This window comes from Agrobacterium tumefaciens (assembly GCF_031801495.1).
In the GTDB taxonomy this organism is placed as follows: Bacteria; Pseudomonadota; Alphaproteobacteria; order Rhizobiales; family Rhizobiaceae; genus Agrobacterium; species Agrobacterium tumefaciens_K.
Genome location: NZ_JAOEGC010000001.1, coordinates 2,016,014 through 2,039,410 on the forward strand (window position 1 = coordinate 2,016,014; position 23,397 = coordinate 2,039,410).

Genomic DNA, 23,397 nt, shown 5'->3' on the forward strand with positions numbered 1-23,397 from the left:
CCTAGTATCCTTCACCCATATGATGTGAGCGGTGAGGCGGAGCTTGTGCGTTCCAGTGATGTGAAATCGACGTTGGAGAAGCAGCAGTCTGTTTCACCACGGGCCGATGAGGCCGCCACCGGGAATGCAACGCCCTTGGCGGCGGGCGGCGCCGGTCCTGCTTCCGATCGTTATGCCTTGCTGGAAGCGATGATCGATCACGTTCCCGATCTTATCTATGCCAAGGATACCGAAGGGCGTTTCCTGTTCGCCAACCGTGCCGTGGTTCACAATAACGGCTTCAGCAACGTCGATGAGCTGATCGGCCTCACGGATCTCGATATCCATGGCGAGGCGGCGAACCTTGCCCGCATTCCTGAAACCGAGGAGCGTGTAATGCGCACCGGCCTGCCGGATCTCGGTTACGAGGAGCGCGCCATGCGCGGCGGCATAGATCGCTGGCTGATGATGTCACGCGTCCCGCTGAAAGATGCGGACGGCAATATCATCGGCGTTGTCGGCGCCTCGCGGGATATCACCCAGAAAAAGGCATCGGAACGGTTGCTTCAGGCGCAGGCGCGCATTCTGGAAATGATCGTTGCCGCAACCGATATCGAACAGTTTCTGGAAGCTTTCGTGGATGCGATCGAGGGACTGGCGACGGGCCTCACCTGCGTCGTGCGGGTGTTCGATGCGGCGTCGGGCGAGCGGCCGGTCTACGCTTCGGCGACCTCTGTCCTGCTGCCGGAGTTTGCCGCAACGCTTGCCACGACGGATAGCCCGGAACGTCTGGTCTGGCCGGGCGAAGGAACCGCATTCAGCTTCGAAATTCCGGCCAGCGAAGGCACGCCGCACGGCTTTGTCTGGTGCGTGCTCGAAGGCCGCAGGCCCGATCCCAGCCTTGAGGAGTTCGTGGCCGCGGCCGGCCGCATGGCGGGGCTGGCGATAGACCGCAAACGGGCCGCCGCGCAGATCCTGTTCCTTGCCGATCACGATATGCTGACACGGCTGCCCAATCGTCGCTTCCTCGATACACGCCTGCCGGAAATACTGCAGAACGCATCCAAATTGTCGAAAACGGTCGGCATCGGTTTTCTCGATCTCGACAATTTCAAGCACATCAACGATACGCTCGGCCATAGCCTCGGCGATGAGCTTCTGGCAAAAACCGCGGACCGCATCGCCCGCGTCCTGTCGCAGAATGATCTCGTGCTGCGCGTCGGTGGAGATGAATTCGTCATCGTGCTGGAAAAGCGCGACGATGGTTTCGAACCGCGTCTGGAAGAGGTCAGGGCGGCTGTGTCGAAGCCTCTGCGTATCGGTAATTACGATATGAAGGTCACATGCAGCATCGGCATGGCCTTTTTCCCGGAACACGGTCAGACAACGGCCGAAATCGTCGCGGCAGCGGACCTGGCCATGTACGAGGCCAAACATGAAGGGCGCGATCGCATCGCCACCTTTTCACCGCGCATGGCCGATGACCTGCGCAAGAAATTCATCCGCATCGAGGAACTGCGCAAGGCGCTGGAGCGGGATGAATTCGTGCTGCACTACCAGCCGCAGGTCGATCTCGTCAGCGGCAGGATCAGCGGCGTCGAGGCACTGGTGCGCTGGCAGCACCCGGACGAAGGTCTGCTCAGTCCGGCGGAATTCATCGGTCTGGCGGAAGACACCGGGCTGATCGTCGAACTGGGCGAAGTGGTGCTTCGAAAGGCCTGCTGTCAGGCGCAGCGCTGGCGCGAGGCTGGCCTGCCGCCGGTCAAGATGGCTGTCAACATCTCTCCGCGCCAGTTCCAGAGCGGACTGGTGGGAAAAATCCACGCCGCCCTGCAGGAAACCGGCTTTGATCCTTCGATGCTGGAAATCGAAATCACCGAAACGCTGATCATTCAGGACGTGGATGCGTCGGTCAGGATCATGCGTGCCATCAAGGATATGGGTGTCAGTCTGGCGCTGGATGATTTCGGCATCGGTTATTCGTGCCTCGGCATGCTCAAGACCTTCCCGCTGTCCTGCATGAAGATCGACCGCTCGTTCCTCACCAACCTGCCGGAAAAATCGAAAGACAGCGCCATTGTTTCGATCATGATCCAGCTTGCCAGCTCGCTGGATATCGATGTCATCGCCGAAGGCATCGAAACGGCGGAGCAGGCGGATTTTCTGCGCGAAGCCGGATGCCCCTATGGGCAGGGCTACTATTTCAGCCGCCCGGTTGAGGCGGCTGTTGTCGCGGGCATGCTGGCGTAGTCGTCCGCACCTTCCGGGCTTCAGGCGCGTGCCTCCAGCACCATGTTGAACGGCCCGGTGAAGGCGCGGCGGACATGCGTAAAGCCTCCCGAGCGGATGACATCGGAAAGCTTCGCTTCGCCTGCCTGCGCGCCCAGCCCTTCACCCACCTCCTGGTCAAGCGAGGTTGGCACGCAGATCATTGTGGACGCGTTGTAGTAAAGGCGGCCCACAGGGTTCATGTTGTCCTGCGGGCGATCGCCGGCGATCGGTTCAACGATCATCCAGGTGCCATCTTCTTTGAGAATGCGGCACATATGCGTGGCGCACCCACGCGGATCACCCATGTCATGCAGACAGTCGTAACTGGTGACGAGATCGAAACCCGTTTCCTTGATGTCCTTGGCGGTTGCCGCAACGAATTTGACCCGATCATCCACACCATGATCGCGGGCGTGCCGGTTCGCCTCGTCAATCGATGGTTCGTGGAAATCGTAACCGATGAAGCTGGCGTTGGGGTATGCCTCGGCCATCAGGATTGTCGAAAAACCGACACCGCAGCCCACATCGGCCACTTTGCCCCCGGTCATCAGTTTTTCCTCCACGCCCTGAAGAGCGGGCAGCCACGCAGGCACGATATTGTTCACGTAACCAGGACGGAAGAAGGCACCCGTTGCGCAGAACAGGCAACCCGCGGAATCGCCCCAGCGAACCCCGCCACCCGTCCGGAAGGCGCGCTCGACCTTTGGCTCACCCTCGATCATTGCTGCCGCCAGATCGAAGGCGCCTTCCAGATAGACAGGACTGTCCTTGATGACGAACACCATCGCCTGTTCGGGTGAGAGGCTGAATGTCTCCGGACCGCTATCGTAATCGATGTATCCATTGGCTGCCTGCGCCAGCGCCCACTCGCGGACATAGCGCTCGGAAAGACCGCCAGCATTTGCCGCAAGGTCTGTGGATGTCACCGGTCCCAGGCGATGCAGCGCATCGAACAGACCCAGCCTCAGACCGATCCTGACGGTTGGAATGCTGAAAGCGCCGCCCAGGTCGCCAAGCATCTTGCCAATGAATGAATTCAGTTTTTCTTCGTCGAGCTGTGTCATCGCATTCCCCCCAAATCGCTTTGTTGGCGGGCAAAGGCTGACCGCAGATTTGCGTGTCAGTGAATGCTCGTAGGCCTTGCAACATAGCCGAATGCCCCGAAATTGTCACGTAAAGGCACATCGCTCTTTCCAGTGATACGCGTATCTTGAAGGTCACCCGCACGGGCGATGGACGATGGTTTTGGGAAGTCGTAAACTGTACCCGGCAGATAGGGCGACGATACTCGCGGGGAGAAAACGAATGCCTATCTTCATGGACCGGCACGATCTCGCCGGAGTTTCAGCCGAGGATATCGCAGCGGCACACCTTAAAGATCTCAGCGTTCAGGATCAGTACGGCGTAAAATTCCTGACCTACTGGTTCGATGAAAGACGTGGCACGGCGTTTTGTCTCATCGATGCGCCGGACGCCGAAACCGCGCAGTGCGTGCATCGGGAGGCGCACGGGTTTATCGCAACGGAAGTCGTGGAAGTCGCCCTTTCGGCCGTAGAAGCTTTTCTCGGGCGCATACAGGACCCGATAATGGCGGCACCCGCCTCGCGGGACATGGATGCCGGTCACCGCGCCGTCCTGTTCACGGATATCGTTGGCTCCACCGAAATGACGTCGCGTCTGGGCGATCGCATGGCGGCTGAACTCGTCAGAGCGCATGACGCCATCGTACGCGGTTGCCTGGGCCGTCGGTCAGGGCGCGAGGTCAAGCACACTGGCGATGGCATAATGGCGGTGTTTTCCTCAACGCCATTTGCCGTGGATTGCGCAATCGATATCCAGCGCGGATTTCACACGTACAACAGAGGCAATGGAGAGCCGATCCACATCCGCATCGGGCTGGATTGCGGGGAGCCGGTCGAAGACAGCAATGATTTTTTCGGCACGACCGTGCAATTGGCCGCAAGACTTTGCGCCGCCGCCCAGAGCGACCAGATTCTGATATCGGACAAGATTTTTCAGGAATATGCCAAGGCCGAAGCCTTCGCACACGGAGAGAACTATCAGTTGAAAGGCTTTTCCCAGCCTGTGCTAGCGTACCGGTGTGAATGGCTGAATTAGGTGCCGGATTTTTATCGCATTCGTTATTTTCCGCGAATTGACGGCTTCAAGAGTTGGGATTGGAACCTCTCGCTCATCGAGCTGTGTATAAATCAGCTTTTCGGGCCCAATCCTTTGCCACGCATCTCATCGCAATAGCACGACAGGATTTCCGAAGTACCGCCTCAAACCTCATGAGCGAACGCGGCGCGAGTGCTTGAATATATCATCGCGAAGGTCGACAGTACGTCGAGTTCGTAAGAGATGGACGCGACAACTTCCCAAGTCGCAGGATCGGCATAGGTGCAAGCGATACCAAGACCGTGCTGAACGAGGTGCATGCAGTCGTGGATTGATTGTAGGTCAAGATTGTGAATTGTCCAATATCAGCACGCAACCCCTCGCGTAAAAAAGGAAGCCCGGGTCGTTTGGGCTCCGTGGGCGATTGTGGTGTCACCTGCGAGATTTGCGGCAGTAATGACGACGGCAAGCCAGTGTACTTTCGGAACGAAGCAGATCATCGAGATGCGCATGAGCGGCTGGGTGACGACACGCCTCTCGTAGAAAGGGAGAAAACCGGAAGCCCACGTTACAATAGTCCTGACGGAGCTGGCATACCACGTCTGAGGCGCTGTGGATGCGGGACGCACGGCGACATTGTGCCTTTCGCTGTGAAAGGCCTTTAGCGCGGTCGGTGACAGGTCGTTGGTGAAGGAAGGAAAGGAGGCGGTCGACAGCATTTCCGCCAAGTGCCTTGATCTGCGCCGGGCTGATAGTCTCGAACTTCTCTGGCGCCTTGCGCATGATGGTGTCGCGTAGCTGCTTTTCCGTCATCATGCGCTGCTCCAGCCGGTAGAGAGCGGAGTTGTGCGCCCAGAAGAGCATGCGGCTGGTAGGCTAAACGGCGGGTTTGTCGCCGTCGAACTCCATATCATCAGTCAGGAACAGTTTTGAATCGTCGCTCATGGTGCAATTATAACGCCCTGAAGCGAACTTGCCACGTCGTTCCAGAAACGTGTTCCCCATTTCAGGGCGTCTGTGCACCGGTTGCCGCGACATAGACAGAATAAAGCGATTTTGTAGCGGTGATGAACAGACGGTTCTTTTTCGGCCCGCCGAAGGTGAGGTTCGCGACTGTCTGCGGCACCTTGATCTTGCCGAGGAGCGTGCCGTCGGGCGCAAAGCAGTGCACGCCATCGCCCGCGCTCGTCCACAGATTGCCAGCCGTGTCGAGGCGAAAGCCATCCGGCAGGCCATTGTCGAGATTGCAGAACTCCCGGCCGTTGCCGAGTTTAACGCCATCCACGACGTCGAAGACGCGGATTTGCCGTGGGCGGGAAACATCGTGGCTGTAGGAACTGTCAGCAATGTAGAGCTTCTTTTCGTCGGGCGAAAATGCGAGGCCGTTCGGCTGCACGAAGTCATCAATGGCGATATCGATTTTTCCGCTAGTGGGGTCGAGCCGATAGACGTTGCGCGTCTTCTGCTCTGGTTCGGCCTTGTAGCCCTCGTAGTCGGAGAGAATGCCGTAGGTCGGGTCGGTGAACCAGACGCTGCCATCGGATTTGACCACCACATCATTGGGCGAGTTCAGCCGCTTACCGTCAAAGTTGTCGGCGAGAACGGTGATGGAGCCGTCGACCTCGGTGCGGGTGACACGCCGCCCACCATGTTCGCAGGAAACAAGTCGCCCCTGCCGGTCCCGCGTATTGCCGTTGGCGAAGTTCGAAGGCTGACGGAACACCGAAATCCCGCCGTCCGGCACCCAGCGCAACATACGCTCGTTCGGAATATCGCTGAACAGCAGGCAGTTGAGATCGGCAAACCACACCGGGCCTTCGGCCCAGCGGCAGCCGGAATAAAGCTCTTCCAGTTCCGCATTGCCAACGATCAGATGGCGAAAGCGGTCATCGTGGATTTCGTAAGGGGAGGTCTTTTCTGTGATCATGAGCGTGGTCCGCTTTTAGGCTTGTCGTTCGGGATTCAGCGCGTGGCCTTGCGGCCGCTCGCCAGAAGAATGACGGAGATGATGATGAGGCCGGTGAGGATGAGGCGGATGCCGGCGCCGAAACCATAGGTATTCAGCATCGAGACCACCAGGAACATGAAGAGCGAAGCGCCCCAGATGCCGGGAACATTGGAGTCGCCGCCCGCGACGGCCGTACCGCCAATGACGACGACGGCGATGGACATCAGCAGATATTCCGATCCCATGTTCAGCGCCGCACCTCCGGAGAAGCTGGCAAGCAGGTAACCGGCAATTGCCGCCAGCACCGCGCAGAGCACATAGGTGACGAAGCGTGCGCCATCCACGGGGATTCCAGTCATACGCGCAGCGAAGGTGCTCTGGCCGATGGCGGAAATCCAGCGCCCGTAAAATGTACGGTCGAGCAGCAGCCAGGCGACGACCGAGAGCAGCAATGCGACGAGCGCAACGTTCGGAATGCCGAAAGAGCTTGATATCGCGAATGTCGCCAATGTTTCCGGCGGCTTGATGCGCAGGCCGCGGTTTGACCAGATGGCGATGGACTGCACGATGAAGCTCATCGACAGCGTCGCGATGATCGGCGGGATGCGCAGGAGCTTGATCAGCGCATAATTGCCGATGCCGATGGCAACGCCGATCAGAATGGCGATCAGCAGTCCGGGCAGGATGAGACTGTCCGACACATCCATGAATTTCAGGGCCAGAGTTCCTGACAGCGTCATAGTTGCGGGAACGCAAAGGTCGATATTCCCAGGCCCGAGCGTGATGACGAACATCTGGCCGATGCCGACGATGACGGAAAAGGCCGCGAATGTGAGAGCGGCATGCGATAGTCCGAAGGAACTTGCGCCGCCGGTAAAGAGCACGGTGATGACCCAAACCGCAATGGTTGCGGCAAAGGACCAGATCCATGGTTTTCGGGTGAGGGAAGAGAGCCCCTTCATTGGTGTTTCTCCCGCTTTTCAAGACGGTTGAGCAGGATACGCAGTGCCAGCACGAGAATGAGGATCGCCCCTTGCGCGCCGATTTGCCAGTCGGGTGAAATGCGCATGAAGGAGAGGAAGGAACCGGCAAGCGTCAGCGTCAATGCGCCGATGACGGCGCCGATGGGCGAGACCCTACCGCCGACAAATTCACCGCCGCCAAGGATGACGCCCGCAATCGACAACAGCGTGTAGCGCAGCGCGATGTTCGCATCAGCCGATGTCGTGAGGCCTACAAGGGTGATACCCGACAGCACCGCGAAAAAACCGGCCAGCGCAAAGGTTGCCGCGCGGATACCGACAACGGACCAGCCGGAACGCTCGACCGAGCGGAAATTGCCGCCGACGCCGCGCATCAACACGCCGAACGACGAGCGCATGACGATGTAATGGGCGATGACGGCGATCAGGATGCTTGCGACGATCGCGATCGGCACGAGCGGCGGTTTCGCCGTCATCAGCGTGCGGATAAAAGCGGGTGCCTGCCCGCCGGGTGAGGGGAGGATGAGAACGGCAAGGCCGCCCCAGACGAAACTCATGCCGAGCGTGACGACGATGGAGGGCAGGCCTCGGATATGAATGATGGCGCCCAGCACGGCATAAACCGCGATTGCCCCTACAAAGATTGCAATCCCAAGCAATGGCGTGGTCTGCAGGAAGGTGGCCGTTACACAGGCGCAGAAGCTGACAAAGGTGCCCATCGACAAATCGAGATCGTTGACGGACATGATCAGCATCTGCGCAACGGTGGCGAGTGCAATCGGCACTGCCAGATTGAACAGCAGGTTCATGCCGGTGTAGCTCATGGCGCGCGGCTGCAAGTAGAAGACTGCGGCGAGCAGGAAGGCGAGCGAGGCGGCGGGAATGATGAGGCGAAGGGCGTTTGCCGAAAGTTTCATGCGTGGTCTTCTCCCGCGAAGGAAGCGGCCAGCACATTCTGTTCGGTAATGTCCTCGCTCACCAGTTCGGCCTGAATGACGCCGTCGCGGAAGACGTAGACCCGGTCACAAAGACGGATTTCATCCATTTCGGTGGAATACCAGATGAAAGTACGGCCGTGGGAGGCTTCGGTTCTCAAGATGTCGTAAACCTCCTGTTTGGTGCCGATATCGACGCCGCGCATCGGGTCGTCCATCAAAACGGTGCTGGCGGTGGTGGCGAGCGCGCGGGCGAAAAGCACCTTCTGCTGGTTGCCGCCGGAGAGGGACAGGATCTTGTTGCTCATATCGGGCGTACGGATTTCGATGCGCGTCTTCCAATGTGCACCGAGGTCGCTCTCCTTGCTCCTGTCCACCATGCCCGCTGATGAAATATCCCGCAGCGAGGCGATGGACAGGTTTTTGAGGATGCTCCACAGCGGGAAGGTGCCGTTCAGGCTGCGGTCGCCCGCGACGAAGGCGATATCGGTCTTCCGGGTGGGCAGCCAGCTGCTGTTGCGGCCCAGGTAAAGGTCGAGAAGTGCTTCGGTCTGGCCGTGGCCGCCGAGACCGGCAAGGCCGATGATCTCGCCACGGAAAGCCTCGAAGGCAAGGCCTTCACCCCGGCGCGCCGGCATGGAAAGCACCTTTTCGCCCGCTTTGCGATTCTCGCTTTTCTGCCGCACCTGTTGTTTGACGACGCTACCCATGGCTTCCACCAGCGTGCGTGTCGTAAAGTCGCCGGCCGCCCGGTCGGCCACCACCCGGCCATCCTTCATCACAACGATGCGGGTGGCGGTTGAGAGGATTTCTCCGAGAATATGGGAGATCAGCAGGACCGAGCCCCCCGTGCGGACGAAACCGCGAACGTAGTCCATCAACTGTTTGGCGAGGCCGGCGTCGAGCGAGGAGGTCGGCTCGTCAAGAATGATCAGCCTTGGGGCTTCAGGTGTGCGGCAGAAATTGATGGCGATTTCCACCATCTGCCGCTCGGCAATGGAAAGTTCGGCAATCGTCAGCTCGCAATCGATGCCATGGCCGGGAAAAATCTCATCGAGTGTCTCGCGGATCATCGCAAGCACGCGACCGCGCCAGTTCCTGCCGCTGATGGTGGCATGCATGATGCGAACATTCTCGCTGATCGTCAGGTTGGGGCAGAGCGAGAGTTCCTGAAAGACGCAGCGCACACCATTGGCGCGGGCAACCGCGATGCCGTAGCGGCCATGCTCGCCGCGATAGGAAATGGAGCCTTCATGCGGCGTCAGCCCGCCATTGATGACGTTGACGATGGTGGATTTTCCCGCGCCATTATGACCGACGAGCCCGAGGCATTCGCCGGATCGGATGACGAGATCAGCCCCGTCCAGCGCCTTAACCGCGCCGAACACGACCTTCACGCCGCGCGCGGCGACGACTTCTTCGGCCTCGATGATGTCATTCATGAGCAATTATGCCAGTGTTCTGAAATTGTTTACGAAGAGCGCTGCGGCGCCTCCTTCGAGCGCGCCGCAGGATCAGGCATCAGGCTGCGGATTAATTTGCCGAGGAAATGACCTTCTGGGCATCCTCAAGCGAATATTCCACATTCGCAACGCCACCCTTCTGGGTATTCTTGAGGTTCTCCTCGAGATTGGCCTGGTCAATGCGTAGGAACGGAACCGTCAGGTCCTTTTTCACATCCTTGCCGTCGAGGATCTGCTGCGCCACCCAGAATGCTAGCGTTGAGACGCCAGGAGCGATGGAGACAGACATGGTCTCATAGCCGCTGGCATCTTTCTGCTGTTTCCACCATTGCAACTCGTCTTCGCGGTTGCCCATGACGATGGTCGGCGTCGGGCGCTTGGCGGCGGCAAAAGCCTGTGCCGCACCGTAACCGTCACCCCCCTGCGTTACCACGGCAGCGACCTCGGGAAGGCTCGGCAGAATGCCGGCAACGGCACGCTGTGCGACATCCTGCGCCCAGTCGCCATTGACTGAACCGACGATCTTGAACTGCGGGTTCTTGGCAACGGCGTCAACAATACCGGCATGGATTTCGTCATCGACCGAAACACCGGCCAGGCCGCGAATTTCGAGCAGATTGCCGCCCTTCGGCATGGCCTTGGCGAGATAGTCGATCTGGCTTGCGCCCATGGCCTTGAAATCAACGGCGATGCGCCATGCGCAGGGCTCGGTAACGATGCCGTCGAAGGATACGACAGTGATGCCGGCATCGCAGGCTTCCTTCACCGCGCCGTTGAGCGCGGTGGGGGAGGCGGCATTAATGACGATCGCATCATAACCCTGCAGGATGAGGTTCTGAATCTGCGCCGCCTGTTCGGTCGCCTGGTTTTCAGCCGTCGTGAAGGCGTCTGCTGCGGCCACCTGCTTGTCGGCAACCGCCTGCTTGGTGATCTTGTCCCAGCTGGTCAGCATCGCCTGACGCCAGGAATTTCCTGCGTAATTGTTTGAAAGCGCAATCTTTTTTGCCGACGTATCGGCGTGAGCGGTGATCGGCAGCGCTGCACATGCGACAGCGGCCGATGCCATAAGCATCTTCCTCAAAGCCATTTGATTTCCTCCCTCGTGGCTTGCCCTTTTCGAGCCCGGAATTCTCGCAACGCCGCAAATCTCCTCGGCGGCGGGTGGAATTCCTTTGCACTGGAGCTCCTTTCCCCAGTAGAAGCGAGAATGACCAAGAAGATTTCGCTTGTATAGGCGGATCGCGGCAATCTTCCTGCGGGTTTCCGCAGAAAGCTTGCGGGGACCCGCAGGACGAAACGCCACCGTCGGGCGCAGAATGGATGACGCGGCGTTCCAATGTGTCGAAACTGCGCCGCCAGATATGGCAGACGCTTGGGAGGGCGTCGGCAAATGTTGGATACGCCAAAAAGCGCGCTTTTTCATCACTACATGGGTATTTCGCGGCTGCTGGCCGGGCAGCTGGAATTCAACGCCATTATCCAGGCGGTAGCGACCGAGATCAGCCATATCATCCCGCATGATCACATGGATGTCTGCATCAAACAGCTGGATGACAAATACCACATCGCCTATGAGAGCGGGCTTGTCAGTGCCTGGAGCAAACATCCGCCTGCACTTTTGACCGGAAGTCCTATCCGCTCCCTGCTGTCTGGCGAAGTCGAGCATCTTCTGAGCGGCGATGCCTGCGCCGATCCGCGGTTCCACTTCAAGGGTGCATTTTCAAGCCCCATCCACGAACTAGACTTGCATAGCCGCCTGCACGTTCCGATGAAAGTGCACGGCGATATTATCGGCGCGCTTAGTTGTTCCTGTCATCGGGCCGATGCCTACACGATGGAGGATGTCGCCAATGCCCGCGCCGTTGCTGATCTGCTGGCACCCTATTTTTACGCCATCCGCGCTGCAGAGCAGGCGAAACGTTCGGCCATCGAGGAGGCCCGTGCCAATGCTCGCGAAGAAGGACTTCGCCTCGGCGCGCTTCAATTGACGGAGGCTCTTGAGGCCGAACGCCAGCGGATCGGCATGGATCTGCACGATCAGACGCTGGCCGACCTGACGAGGCTGGCGCGGCGTATCGAGCGCATGAGCCATTCGGCCGATATGTCGGGCGAGATGCTGGAACCGGTTGTCCGCAGCCTGCAACATTGCATGCAGGACCTACGCGAGATCATTGAGGAAGCGAAGCCCTCGATCCTGCAATTGTTCGGCGTCGTCGAGGCGATCGAGACCTATGTCGACCGCTCCGTACGCGATAGCGGCTCGGTTATAGAGTGGTCTGTCACCGATGAGACCGACGGGCTGGTGGAAAAGCTCGACAAGACGGTGGCCATTTCGCTGTTCCGCATCGTGCAGGAGGCGGTCAACAACGCCATCAGGCATGCGCAGCCGGATACGATTGCCGTGATGCTCTCCGCGGTTGATGGCGGGTTGAGGGTGACCGTGAGCGATGACGGCAATGGCTGCGGTGAGAAAGCTGCCTCCGGCGGTCTCGGCATTGGCAACATGAAGACAAGGGCGCGGCTGATTTCGGCACGCTTTGATATTTCCGCCAATGAAGCCGGAGCGGGCACCCGCATCACCGTGACCCTGCAGCAAGGTGCTTTCGATCCCCAGGAGGATGTTTGACATGGACGTGCTGATCGTCGAGGACGATGCGCTGCACCGCGCCTATCTGAGTGAGGCCGTTAGGGCGGCGCTGCCGGAATGCGACAATGTTCTGGAGGCGGCCAATGGCAGGGCGGGCGAAAAGCTCGCGCGCGAAAATCGGGCGGCTCACATCGTCATGGATTTACAGATGAATGAGCGTAATGGCATCGAGGCCGCGCGCACCATCTGGAAGGAAAGGCCGGATACCCGCATCCTGTTCTGGTCGAATTATTCTGATGAAGCCTATGTACGTGGCGTTTCCCGCATCGTGCCGGAAGGTGCCGCTTATGGTTACGTGCTCAAATCGGCCTCCGATGACCGCCTGCGGCTGGCGCTCAGGGGCATCTTCATCGAGGCGCAATGCGTGATCGACCGGGAAGTGCGTGGCTTGCAAGAAAAGAGCCTCGGCAAGGTGCATGGATTTACCGATTCCGAATATGAAATTCTTGTCGATGTCGCGCTGGGTCTTACCGACAAGGCGATTGCTCGCCGCCGGAACCTGTCCCTGCGCAGCGTGCAGAACCGCCTGCAAAGCCTTTACGAGAAATTGAACGTGCATCAGGCGGCCGGCGACGACGAGGCGAGCGGCTGCTACAACCTTAGAACCCGTGCCGTCGCCGTCGCTTTCCTGCGCAAGCTTTTGAACTACAGTGCGTTAGATAAAGCTGAGCGCGAACTGGGGGGTGGACCGAGTAACGTGGTCTCGTAAAATCAAGCCATTTGAGACGGGAATTTTCCCATCGACTGGCCATTCCAAGTCACCGCCAGTGAGAAGACGCCACAATGCGGATGTTGGTGACACTGGGGTCGTAGTTTCTCACGAAGGCAGGAGATGACGGCATGCCCCAGGTGAGACTTGCGACTTCGCGCTTGCCTTGCCACCTGCATCACGAACGTGGAGTTCCAGCCTGTCGCCGGCACCCAGCTTTGGCAAGGGCGTTGCTGTTTTTCGATCGTGATCTGACAGTCTGGCGAAATGAACAATCTGGCTGGCCATGCGATATCTCCTTAGCCGCCAATATAGTGAAAAGACCTCTATCTGTAATAACTGAGTTGGTTGCGATGGCGGCGATGGGAGCGGTTCTTCGGAGCGCCAGTTCAATTCCGATCAAGAGCGTAGGCGCAGGGCCCTGGGACAAAGGGATCCTGCGCCTGAAGGTTCATTCTGCTGATTGAAAATCAGTCGACACCGACACTGGGCGCCACGCCTCCAAGATCGCGGCGTCGTTCCAATGCTTCTCCTCGATCGCGGCCACGGTATCGCTGCCGATTGGTAGCCGAACCGGCGGATTGGGAGCGTCAACGAACGCCACAAGAACCTCCGCAAGCTTGTTCGGATCGCCGGGCTGATTATGACTGAGATCCGCGGCGACTGTACGAACCCTGCCGGCCGTTGCGGCGTAGTCTGCAATGATCGTCGGACTCACGGATAGCGACGAGGCGTCGAGGAAGTCAGTGCGGAAGTAGCCCGGTTCGATGACGGTGACATGGATGCCGAGTGGCGCGAGCTCGTCATGCAGCGCCTCGCTCAGTCCCTCGACAGCGAACTTCGTCGAGGAATAGACGCCAAAGCCGGCGGCGCCGCGATAGCCGCCGATCGAGGAGATGTTGAGGACACGGCCGGATCGCTGCCGGCGCATGTAAGGGAGAATCGCACGCGTGACCGTCAGCAGCCCAAAGACATTGGTGCGATAAACCGCCTCGACCTCGGCGGCGGTGGCTTCCTCGACTGCTCCCATCAGGCCAAAGCCGGCATTGTTAAGGAGAACGTCGATGCGTTCGAAGCGGTCGATCGCGGCCTGGGCGGCGGCGGTGGCCTGCGCTTCGTCCGTGACGTCGAGTGCAACCGGCAGCAGGTTTGGATGTTCACCGATGCGATCGGTGACAGCCTTTGGACTGCGGGCGGTGGCGACAACAGCGTCGCCTTGTTCGAGAGCCTTGCGGGCGACGAGGGCACCGAAGCCGCGCGACGCGCCGGTGATGAACCAGACTTTCATGATGGTATCCTTTCGTTTTTCGGCGGAACAATGCTGTTAGGCGAGGGCGTAGACAGGAGTGCCGAAGGTCAGTTCCATGTCGCGAGCCAGGAGATGGGGGAATTGGTCGAGGACGGCCTTGGTATAGGGCTGGGCGAAGTGGGCATCGAGGTCGGCTTGGGAGCGCCAGGTCTCGTAGAGAATCCAGACACTCGGATCGTCATTGTTCCGGTGCAGCCGGTATTCGATTGCCCCCGCTTCGGCGAGCGTCGGCTCGACGAGACCCCGCAGGGCTTCACCGAGTGCTTCGCCCTGATCAGGCTTGGCGGTGAGACGAGCAACAAGCGTCAATCGGTCCGGATCTGAAGGCGTCGGGTAGATTGTCTCCCAATGCTCGGCCTGGCCGGTTGCTTGCCTCCACAGGAGCTGAGCAACATCCGCCGCTTCTTTCGATCCGGGATCGACCAGCGTCGCCACTGTGGCTATCCGAATGCGGATTCTTCGTTCAGCGAGCGAGACAGAAAGGCCCTCGACGAGGTTGCGCAGAGCGGCCTTGCCGAGCCCGAGGCTGGCATAGGCGGCATGGGGCGCGGTTGCGAGGCCGCCGCCCGTCACGAGGATCGTACCGCCGGCGTTGCCGAACCTTTCGACGGCTGCACGGATGGTGTGAAGGCCGGCTGCGACGTTGATCGCAAGATCGCCTATGACCTCGTCGTCGCTCATCTTGAACAGATCCTGCTGCCGCACAACCGCGGCGTTGAAGTGTACGACCGTTAGCCCGCCTGCGATCTTTTCGGCTTCGGTAAGGGCGGCACGGATATCGTCGGGCCGCGTTGCGTCAGCGGGCAAGGCGAACGCCTTGATGCCTTTCGCCTGCAGTTCTGCCGCCATCGCGGAAATACGGGTGACGCTGCGGGCGATAAGAACGATTGTCCAGCCTTCACGGCCGAACTTTTCTGCGACGGCCTGACCGATACCGGGACCGGCGCCGACGATGGTGATGGACTTCGACATGGATGTTCCTCCGGAACGGCCGGCGCGCGAAGCGCCGGCGATGTGAACAGGATCAGTTAAGGACTTCCGCCAGTTCGATCAGATTGCCGAACGGGTCGCAGAAGAAGGCGAGGCGGCGGCTGATGGCAGGAAGCTCGAACGGCTCGGTGACGATGGTGACACCACGGCGACGCAGCTCTTCGACCGTCTCAGCCACGCTCGCGACGTTCAGGCAGAAGTGGTGGTAGCCGGCATATTTCAGGCTGTCGCCGAGGTCGGTGTAAGGTCGCACATCGACGGGCGCCGGTTCGCCGCCGCCGAGAACTTCCACATAGAAGTGGTCGTCGGTCGCAGGAGCGAGATAGGCGAGTTGCTCGTCCGCATAATCCCATTCGGCGACGACGCGGAAATCAAGCTTCTCGACATACCAGCGCTTGGCGGTTTCGAGGTCGGGCGTGCGGACAGCAACGTGGTGGCCGCGCATGTCGGCGAAAGGCGAAGCAGTCGTGTGGGCGGGAGGAATGAAGTCGGCCATTGAAGTGTCTCCTTGGTTGATCCGGCGTAGTTGCCGGCTTGCGAGGAGAAATTTGCGCCTTCTTGACAGAGAAGATTAGACGACGAATTATCGCATATCTGCTGAGTGAGATTCATCAATGAGAGCGACCGATCTATCCGAACTTGCTGCCTTCGATGCCGTCGCGCGCCACCGGAGCTTCCGTCGTGCCGCCGAGGAGAGAGGCGTCACCGCCTCGGCCATCAGCCATGCCGTCAGCAATCTGGAAGAACGGGTCGGCATCCGCCTGCTGAACCGGACGACAAGAAGCGTCAACCTGACGGATGCGGGCGCGATGTTGATGTCGCAGCTCTCGCCGGCCTTCGACGATATCGGGTCTGCGATGGACGCGCTCAATCAGTTCCGCGACACGCCCTTCGGCAAGGTCCGCATCAACGCGCCGAACTCCGTCGCGCCCTTTGTCTTTCGATCGGTGATGGCGCCGTTGCTCGCGCAGAACCCAAACCTTCAGCTCGAGATCGTCGCGACGGACCGGCTGGTCGACATCGTCGACGAAGGCTTCGATGCCGGCATCCGGCTGGGCGAAAGCTTGCGGGAAGGAATGACGGCGGTGAAGATCAAGCCGCGCCTGCGCTTCGCCGTGGTGGGATCGCCCGGATATTTCGAGCAGCATACGATTCCGAAGTCGCCGGATGACCTTCGCAGCCACGTCTGCATCCGCAACATCTATCCGAACGGGACGCCCTATGCGTGGGAGTTCTCGCGGGCTGGAAGCACCATCGAGTTCCAGCCGTCGGGACCGGTGTCACTCGACGACCACGAGCTGATGGTCGAGGCAGCGCTCTCCGGAGTTGGGCTGGCCTATGTCTGGGAGGAGAGGGCGCGTCCTTACATCGCCGATGGACGGCTGGTCGAGTGCCTGGCTTCCTGGGCCGCCCCCATGGAGTGGCTTTACCTCTATTATCCCACCCGCAAGTTCATGTCCGCCGGCCTGCGGGCCGTGATCGAGGTGCTGCGGGTCTAGGCGGGCCGTCTTTGGTTCCCGCTGAACATGCCGCCAAGTCCTTTCACCCAGCGCGGGCTCTGACGTCCGCGTCGAATGGCGTTAGCGCCTTGATGCGAAAAACGACCGGCGCTTGTCGATCTCGGCACATTCCTGGTCGAGCTTGCCTGGCATGTGCGCTACCGCAGCGCGTCTTTCAGAGCGGACACTTCAGCGCCGCTTTTTCCGAGCGACACGGCTGAAACTGACCGAATATCTGCAGAACGTTCGCATCATGAAGGCGCGACAGTTGCTCGAGACGACGAATGGTTCGGTCGAGAGCATCGCATATGCAGTGGGTTATACAGACCCGGCCGCATTCCGAAAAATATTTGGCCGACTGACGGGCGCGAAGCCGAATGTTTATCGCGGTGATACACGACTCAAATCATCAGAAAATTGATGCCCTGCCGGAGGATGGACGGGCCGCCGGTTTCTTAATGGCAGCACGCGCCGCACGGGCGGCCAATGGCGCGTATGGATAAGGACGGAGTGCGGGGCGAGGTTTTGGCCCCCATCAAAGCGTGGAGGATGGCGTACTTCAAATACGTATCGAGCCGGTAGACGCGTTAGAAATTCTAAAGCATTTTTCTTCTCTTCTAAATTGAGCTAATTTCTTTTCGCCGCTACTCTCCTGTCATCAGCCGCTTTGGGAGGCGGCTGGATGACACCGCCTCAAGGTCGTGTCTGCGGAGGAGATCATTCGTTCAGGGCTAGTCGAAACCGGAGGTTGATGGCCAACCTCCGTGCGAGATTGCTTGTCGTGGGTCCGGCCGCTTTCTCATCGGATTTGCCCCTGTCGAGGATGTGAACATGAACCTTTATTCCCTGCTCTCCCTGCGTGCCTCGGATGGCCGCCCCGTGCGAGTCGGATTGATCGGTGCCGGGAAGTTCGGCTCCATGGTGTTGGCCCAGGCCCAGCGTATCGGAGGCCTCCACATGGTGGCGGTTGCCGATCTCAATGTCGGCAAGGCGAAGGAATCACTGGAACGAGTTGGCTGGCCCAGGGATCGCTATTCGGCGCAAAGCTGCGGCGATGCCATCAAGTCGGGAAAGACCTTTGTAACCTCGGATGCATCCGATCTCTTCAATAGTGATGAGATCGAATGCATAATAGAAGCGACGGGCCATCCAATCGCCGGAACTCGGCATGCCCTCGGGGCGATCGAAAGCAACAAACATGTCATCATGGTGAATGTTGAGGCCGACGTCATGGTGGGGCCGATCCTTGCCGAGAAGGCACGGGCCAAGGGGCTAATCTACTCAATGGCCTATGGTGACCAGCCCGCCTTGATCTGCGAACTTGTCGATTGGGCCCGCGCAACCGGCTTTGAGGTCACTTCAGCCGGTAAGGGTATGAACTTCGAGCCGCGATACCGCTACTCTACGCCCGACACGGTCTGGAGCTTCTTCGGCTGGACCGAAGAAGAGGTTGCCAAAGGCGACTTCAATCCAAAAATGTACAATTCCTTCACCGACGGCACCAAGGCTGCGATCGAGATGGTAGCCGTTGCGAACGGTACGGGCCTCGATTGCCCGGATGATGGCCTGGCTTTCCCGCCGGCCGGTCTTCACGACCTCGCACGCGTGTTCCGCCCGGCAGCCGATGGTGGCCGCATGGCACGCAGCGGTCTCGTGGATATCGCCGCGAGTCAAGAACCCGACGGCCGCGAGGTCTTCAACAACATCCGCTACGGCGTCTTCGTCACCTTCAAGGCGCATAACGAATATGCCCGCGCCTGCTTCAAGCAATATGGTCTGCTGACGGATCCCTCGGGCTGGTACGCCTCAATGTGGCGACCGTTCCACATCATCGGCCTGGAAACGTCTGTCAGTATTCTCTCTGCCGTGCTTCGCAACGAGCCGACCGGTTGCTCGAAGGAATTCCGCGGCGACGCCGTGGCCACGGCAAAGAAGGACATGCAGCCGGGCGAGATGCTCGATGGCGAAGGAGGTTACGCCGTGTGGGCCAATGCCATTCCGGCCACGCGGAGCCTTGATCTCAAGGCGCTGCCCATCGGCCTTGCCCACAATGTCAAGCTGAAGCGTGCGATCAAGAAAGACCAGATCGTTTCCTTCGATGACGTGGAAATCGTCAACGACCTTGATGTGGTGGGCCTGCGCCAGGAGATGGAAGCGCGTTTCCGGCCGGCCAAGATCGCCGCCGAATAAGGGAGAGATCAATGGCGAGCTATCCTTTTGTCGTAATTGCAGAGTTTCAGGTGAAGCCCGGCATGATGACAGCGTTTCTTGAGGCCGCCCGTGATGACGCGGCCCATTCTGTGGCCGACGAACCCGGCTGCCGGCAGTTCGACGTGATCCGCCAGCAGGGGGCGGACGACACCGTGGTCTTCTACGAGGTCTATGACAGCCGGTCAGCCTTCGATGCCCATCTCGAGACACCGCATCTCCTGCGCTTCCGGAACGTCTTTCCGTCGCTGATCATCGAGGAGCGGCCTGTCCGTTTTGCTGATCGTCAGCATCCTTGAGGATTGAGTTCCATGAACGCATCCCAGTCACTCCGGCATGTCGCGGTTCTCGGAACCGGTATCATGGGGGCACCGATGGCACTGCGCCTGGCGAATGCCGGTTTCAGGGTCAGCGCCTGGAACCGCAGTCCTGAAAAGACGGAGGCTCTGCGGGAGCAGGGCGTTATGCCGGTGTCTACAGCCGAAGATGCCGTGCGTGACGCGGATGTGGTGATCTGCATGCTGAGTTCCGGCCCCGTCTGCGAGGCCGTGCTCGGTGGGGAGGATGGAGCGATTGCGAGGATGCGCAGTGATGCGGCACTCGTCGTCATGAGCTCCATTCCGGTCGATACGGCCGTTGCCATCGTGCGGGACGCAGAGGAGCGAGGCATCGCCTGCCTTGATGCACCGGTCTCCGGTGGAGAACTTGGGGCGAAGGAAGGCCGGCTCGCGATCATGGCCGGCGGGACGGCAGATCTTGTCGATCGGCTGGCCCCGGTCTTTGACGCGCTTGGCCGGGTGACCCATGTCGGGCCATCCGGGAGCGGTGCCCTTACCAAGCTTGCAAACCAGTTGATCGTGGCATCCACCATTTGCGCCATCGCCGAGGCCCTGACGCTGGTCGAAGCCGGCGGTGCGGATCCGGCCCGTGTCCGAGAAGCGCTTCTCGGCGGTTTCGCCGACTCCACCGTCTTTCGCCAGCACGGCCTGCGCATGGTGGAAGGAAATTTCAGACCGGGTGGTCCAGCCAAGTACCAGGTGAAGGATACATCGACGGCACTCCGCTTTGCGCGGAGCCACGGATTGAAACTGCCGGTCGGCGAGGAGGTCGACCGGCTGTTCCAGGCCATGGTGAATAACGGCGATGGCGACCTCGATCACAGCGGGATCATTCGTGAGTTGAAGCGTATGAATTCCGGTTGGGCCCGGGACGCGCACCGATCAAGATCAATGTCAAACGGGAGGAAAGAGATGAAACAGTTCACAATCCGCAACCTTATCACGGCAGCCACCATGCTGACGGCAACCATTGTCCAGGCGGAAACGCTGACGCTTTCGACGCCGGATCCGGATTCTTCTGAAATTACTGTGGCCGCTAACAAGTTCGCAGAACTCGTCTCTGCCAAGACCAATGGCGAGGTGACAGTCAAGGTGTTCCCGAATGGAACCCTCTATGGCGGCGATCCCTCAGCGGCCGTCAAGCAGCTCGCCGGCGGGTCACTCGACATGTTGGTCCTTGCGACCTCGCTCTACGCCAATTTCAACCCGAAATTCTCAGCCATATCCATCCCCTATCTCTTCGATGACGAGGCGCAGCTCCGCTCCTATCTCGCGGGCGAGCCGGGCAAGGAACTGATCGCCGACCTCAATTCCATTGGCATCAAGGGCATCAATCTCTGGCCGCGTCCGTTCCGCCAGATGACCAATTCGAAGCGCCCGATCGAAATGCCGGAAGATCTTGCTGGCCTGAAGTTCCGCGTTCCCAACAACCCGCTCTGGGTTGAATTCTTCGGCAAGCTGGGCGCCGTGCCGACGCCCATGGCCTTCGCGGAAGTCTACAACGCCCTGCAGCTTAAGGTCGTTGATGGTCAGGAAAACCCGATCAATGTGCCGCTGTCCGCCAAGTTCTACGAAGTCCAGAAATACGTCTCCATCACCAATCACATGGGCGACGGATGGGTGCTTGGTATCAATCCCGCGAAGTTCGACGGCTTGAGCGATACGCACAAAAAAGCGATCGAGGAAGCGGCTGTCGAAGCCGAAGCGTGGAAGGTCGAGAACGACAATGCGACCGCTGAAAAGACCATCGCGGAACTTCAGGGGCATGGAATGGAAGTCAACCGCCTCACGCCCGAGCAGCAGAAGGCCTTTGTCGCGGTTGCCAAGCAGCTCTATCCGGTCTTTGCCGGGCTGGTGAAAAATCAGGCATTCTTCGACAAGACGGTTGCTGCCGTCGGAAAGAACTGATCGATGAACGAGAACGGTCGGCATGGAGGATGCCGATCCGGTTCGATGCGGGAGGAGGAACCATGTCTACAAGCAGCTCCACATTCGATAGGCTCTTGAAGGGCCTTAGCGACGTCGCGGCCGGGTTTGCGGCCTTCGGTATTCTTGTTGTCGTCCTGCTTCAGGTTAGCAGTCGGCTGCTCGACATGTCGGTGGCCTGGACCGAGGAAGCCACACGCTATCTCTTCGTCTGGATGATTTTCCTGGGCCTAGCAGCCGGATTTCGCACCGTCGAGAGTGCCCGCGTCGTCGTCCTGCTCGCCATGTTTCCGCGCGCCATTCACAGGCTCTCTGTGCCGATCTATGTGCTGAGCTCCGTCTCGTTTTTCGTGCTGATGGGATGGACCGGCTACAAGCTCGTCTGGCAGCAGTACGTGATGAATGAGACCGCCGCGACGTTAGCTATCCCGATGTGGCTCATCGGCACCATCATGCCGTTGACCGCGATCCTTTCCGTACTCGGGATCATAGATTCTCTAAAGCGCCGGCGCCATCTCATCGAAATCTTCGAACCCGAGGTTCAGATGCCTGAGCTGCGGCATCAGAATCAGGCCTCGTCTTCCGCGGAGAAGTTGTCATGAGCCTCGTTCTCCTTGCCCTATTCCTCACCATGAGCGTATTCGGTGTGCCGCTGGCGATCGCCTTGGGACTTTCGAGTGTCATCGCCATCGTGATGTTCACCTCGACCCCCGTCGATCTCATGGCCCAGAGCATGTTCTCTGCGATGAATTCCTTCCTTCTTGTCGCCGTTCCACTCTTCATCCTGGTTGGTGTTTTGATGGAACGCGGTCGTGTGGCCGAAAAGCTCTTTGATTTCGCCGAGGCGATCGTCGGCTGGCTCCCGGGCGGTCTCGGTCATGTGAATGTCGCCTCGTCGGTGATTTTCGGCGGAGTATCCGGCTCATCGGTGGCGGACATAGCCTCCATCGGCGCGATCGAGATCAAGGCGATGGAGCGCCACGGCTTCCCGAAGGGTTATGCCGTTGGCATGACGCTCTGCACCTCGACCTTGTCTTCGATTATCCCGCCATCCATTCTGATAGTCATTGCGGGATCGATTGCGAATGCCTCGATCGGAACGCTTCTGGTCGCCGGTCTGATCCCTGGCCTCTTCATCGCCTTGGCATTCATGGTCTTCAACCACTTCTATGCGGTCCGCTACGGCTTCAATCCACCCACGCCGTTTAACGTGCGCCTGGTGATTAAGACCGGCATGGCTGCCATTCTGCCGATGCTGACGCCGATCATCCTGCTGGTCGGGATTGTTGACGGCTACTTCACGCCGACGGAGGCGGCCGGCATTGCGGTGCTCTACACACTGTTCCTGTCTGTCATCCTTTATCGCACCATCTCGCCGCGTGAACTGCCGGGCATATTCATCGAGACGGCGCGCACATCCGGCACGATCCTCTTTATTGCTGCCACGGCCAAGCTGGCCGCCTGGGTCTTCACCTATGATGGGCTCCCCGCCCAGGTCGCGAGCTTCCTGGGCGCCATCTCCACCGGTCCGACCATGGCGCTGGTCCTGATCTTTCTCTTCCTGATCGTGGTTGGCATGTTCATGGACGCGATCGCCGCCATGTTTATCCTGATCCCGGTCCTGCTACCGCCGGCCGTGTTACTTGGGGTCGATCCGATCCATTTCCTGATCGTCATGGTCATCACCCTGACGCTCGGCCTGGTCACGCCACCTGTCGGAGTATGTCTCTTTGCCGTGGCCCAGGTTGCGAAGATGTCGATTGAGGATGTGGTGAAGGGATCGCTGGCGCCAATGTCGATCCTCGTTGCCGCGATCCTGGCGCTGGTGCTCTTCCCGAGCCTGACTCTCTGGCCCATCCAGATACTGGGCCTCTACTGAGATGGTAATCAAGCGCTAGAAGCCGGCTGTTCCGTTCTTCATTATCATGGGGGCCGCGGAAACTTGGAAATCGGAAATTGGAGATCGGTGGCGGGTTGCCGGCCGCTCTCGCCTCCGACTTCGTCAAGGCGGGTCTCTTTCCCCGCCCTTGAAACTCGGATAAAATGTGGGAGGGAAAGGGCCTGACCGATGCCG

At 59.5% G+C, this 23,397-nt stretch carries 21 protein-coding genes and 2 pseudogenes; 12 read left to right on the plus strand and 11 right to left on the minus strand.

Features of this window, described 5'->3' with window-relative positions:
- The first annotated feature begins 189 nt into the window (after nt 1-189).
- Entirely contained in the window at nt 190-2,229 is a 2,040-nt protein-coding gene (locus N7578_RS09285; RefSeq protein ID WP_422646696.1) for a putative bifunctional diguanylate cyclase/phosphodiesterase, read from the plus strand.
- Nucleotides 2,230-2,249: 20 nt separating this feature from the next.
- On the opposite strand, the gene N7578_RS09290 is transcribed toward N7578_RS09285, so the two are convergent.
- A complete protein-coding gene (locus N7578_RS09290) occupies nt 2,250-3,314 on the minus strand; it encodes a methyltransferase domain-containing protein (RefSeq protein WP_311109983.1) in 1,065 nt (354 codons plus the stop codon).
- Nucleotides 3,315-3,555: 241 nt separating this feature from the next.
- On the opposite strand from N7578_RS09290, the gene N7578_RS09295 reads away from it, so the two are divergent.
- Nucleotides 3,556-4,368, plus strand: a complete 813-nt coding sequence (locus tag N7578_RS09295) for a nickel-binding protein (protein WP_311109984.1) — start codon at nt 3,556-3,558, stop codon at nt 4,366-4,368.
- Between the two features lie 711 nt (nt 4,369-5,079).
- Here N7578_RS09295 and N7578_RS23760 read toward each other — a convergent pair.
- The 6 genes and pseudogenes from N7578_RS23760 to N7578_RS09325 all read right to left on the minus strand — a co-directional run.
- Nucleotides 5,080-5,232 (minus strand): annotated as a pseudogene (locus N7578_RS23760) (recombination regulator RecX); the annotation flags it as partial.
- A 142-nt stretch (nt 5,233-5,374) separates the two neighbouring features.
- The gene (locus N7578_RS09305; RefSeq protein WP_311109985.1) at nt 5,375-6,295 is read right to left on the minus strand and encodes an SMP-30/gluconolactonase/LRE family protein; all 921 of its coding nucleotides are present in this window, start codon (nt 6,293-6,295) and stop codon (nt 5,375-5,377) included.
- A gap of 35 nt (nt 6,296-6,330) precedes the next feature.
- Complete coding sequence (locus tag N7578_RS09310; RefSeq protein ID WP_311109986.1) at nt 6,331-7,278, minus strand: ABC transporter permease; 948 nt, start codon at nt 7,276-7,278, stop codon at nt 6,331-6,333.
- Nucleotides 7,275-8,216 (minus strand): ABC transporter permease, encoded by a 942-nt coding sequence (locus N7578_RS09315; RefSeq protein WP_311109987.1) that lies wholly within the window; start codon nt 8,214-8,216, stop codon nt 7,275-7,277. Before N7578_RS09315 ends, N7578_RS09310 begins: the two co-directional genes overlap by 4 nt.
- On the minus strand, nt 8,213-9,676 hold the full coding sequence (locus N7578_RS09320; protein ID WP_311109988.1) for a sugar ABC transporter ATP-binding protein: 1,464 nt from the start codon (nt 9,674-9,676) through the stop codon (nt 8,213-8,215). The genes N7578_RS09315 and N7578_RS09320 overlap by 4 nt, the downstream gene beginning before the upstream one ends.
- A gap of 91 nt (nt 9,677-9,767) precedes the next feature.
- Nucleotides 9,768-10,784, minus strand: a complete 1,017-nt coding sequence (locus N7578_RS09325; RefSeq protein WP_311109989.1) for an ABC transporter substrate-binding protein — start codon at nt 10,782-10,784, stop codon at nt 9,768-9,770.
- 303 nt (nt 10,785-11,087) lie between these two features.
- On the opposite strand from N7578_RS09325, the gene N7578_RS09330 reads away from it, so the two are divergent.
- Together N7578_RS09330 and N7578_RS09335 are read left to right on the plus strand one after the other, a co-directional pair.
- Nucleotides 11,088-12,323: a GAF domain-containing sensor histidine kinase gene (locus tag N7578_RS09330; protein WP_311109990.1), complete on the plus strand. Its 1,236-nt coding sequence runs from the start codon at nt 11,088-11,090 to the stop codon at nt 12,321-12,323.
- A 1-nt stretch (nt 12,324) separates the two neighbouring features.
- Nucleotides 12,325-13,053 carry a response regulator transcription factor gene (locus tag N7578_RS09335; RefSeq protein ID WP_311109991.1) on the plus strand — a complete coding sequence of 243 codons (729 nt, stop codon included), beginning with the start codon at nt 12,325-12,327 and terminating at the stop codon, nt 13,051-13,053.
- Nucleotides 13,054-13,161: 108 nt separating this feature from the next.
- On the opposite strand, the gene N7578_RS23765 is transcribed toward N7578_RS09335, so the two are convergent.
- The 4 genes from N7578_RS23765 to N7578_RS09355 form a co-directional block, all read right to left on the minus strand.
- Nucleotides 13,162-13,341 (minus strand): hypothetical protein, encoded by a 180-nt coding sequence (locus N7578_RS23765; protein WP_422646680.1) that lies wholly within the window; start codon nt 13,339-13,341, stop codon nt 13,162-13,164.
- A gap of 163 nt (nt 13,342-13,504) precedes the next feature.
- The gene (locus N7578_RS09345; protein WP_311109992.1) at nt 13,505-14,341 is read right to left on the minus strand and encodes an oxidoreductase; all 837 of its coding nucleotides are present in this window, start codon (nt 14,339-14,341) and stop codon (nt 13,505-13,507) included.
- A 36-nt stretch (nt 14,342-14,377) separates the two neighbouring features.
- A complete protein-coding gene (locus N7578_RS09350) occupies nt 14,378-15,334 on the minus strand; it encodes an SDR family NAD(P)-dependent oxidoreductase (protein WP_311109993.1) in 957 nt (318 codons plus the stop codon).
- 52 nt (nt 15,335-15,386) lie between these two features.
- Nucleotides 15,387-15,848: a VOC family protein gene (locus tag N7578_RS09355; protein WP_311109994.1), complete on the minus strand. Its 462-nt coding sequence runs from the start codon at nt 15,846-15,848 to the stop codon at nt 15,387-15,389.
- A 118-nt stretch (nt 15,849-15,966) separates the two neighbouring features.
- Between N7578_RS09355 and N7578_RS09360 the strand changes: the two genes are divergently transcribed.
- From N7578_RS09360 to N7578_RS09395, 8 genes and pseudogenes are all read left to right on the plus strand, one after another.
- On the plus strand, nt 15,967-16,851 hold the full coding sequence (locus N7578_RS09360) for a LysR family transcriptional regulator (RefSeq protein ID WP_311109995.1): 885 nt from the start codon (nt 15,967-15,969) through the stop codon (nt 16,849-16,851).
- Between the two features lie 151 nt (nt 16,852-17,002).
- Entirely contained in the window at nt 17,003-17,272 is a 270-nt protein-coding gene (locus N7578_RS09365; RefSeq protein WP_311109996.1) for a helix-turn-helix domain-containing protein, read from the plus strand.
- 410 nt (nt 17,273-17,682) lie between these two features.
- Nucleotides 17,683-19,041 carry a Gfo/Idh/MocA family oxidoreductase gene (locus N7578_RS09370; RefSeq protein ID WP_311109997.1) on the plus strand — a complete coding sequence of 453 codons (1,359 nt, stop codon included), beginning with the start codon at nt 17,683-17,685 and terminating at the stop codon, nt 19,039-19,041.
- Between the two features lie 11 nt (nt 19,042-19,052).
- Nucleotides 19,053-19,358: a putative quinol monooxygenase gene (locus N7578_RS09375; protein WP_311109998.1), complete on the plus strand. Its 306-nt coding sequence runs from the start codon at nt 19,053-19,055 to the stop codon at nt 19,356-19,358.
- A 12-nt stretch (nt 19,359-19,370) separates the two neighbouring features.
- Nucleotides 19,371-20,255 (plus strand): annotated as a pseudogene (locus tag N7578_RS09380) (NAD(P)-dependent oxidoreductase); the annotation flags it as partial.
- A 54-nt stretch (nt 20,256-20,309) separates the two neighbouring features.
- Nucleotides 20,310-21,305, plus strand: a complete 996-nt coding sequence (locus N7578_RS09385; protein WP_311110102.1) for a DctP family TRAP transporter solute-binding subunit — start codon at nt 20,310-20,312, stop codon at nt 21,303-21,305.
- Between the two features lie 62 nt (nt 21,306-21,367).
- Nucleotides 21,368-21,925 (plus strand): TRAP transporter small permease, encoded by a 558-nt coding sequence (locus N7578_RS09390; protein ID WP_311109999.1) that lies wholly within the window; start codon nt 21,368-21,370, stop codon nt 21,923-21,925.
- A complete protein-coding gene (locus N7578_RS09395) occupies nt 21,922-23,202 on the plus strand; it encodes a TRAP transporter large permease (RefSeq protein ID WP_311110000.1) in 1,281 nt (426 codons plus the stop codon). Before N7578_RS09390 ends, N7578_RS09395 begins: the two co-directional genes overlap by 4 nt.
- The last annotated feature ends 195 nt before the right edge of the window (nt 23,203-23,397 follow it).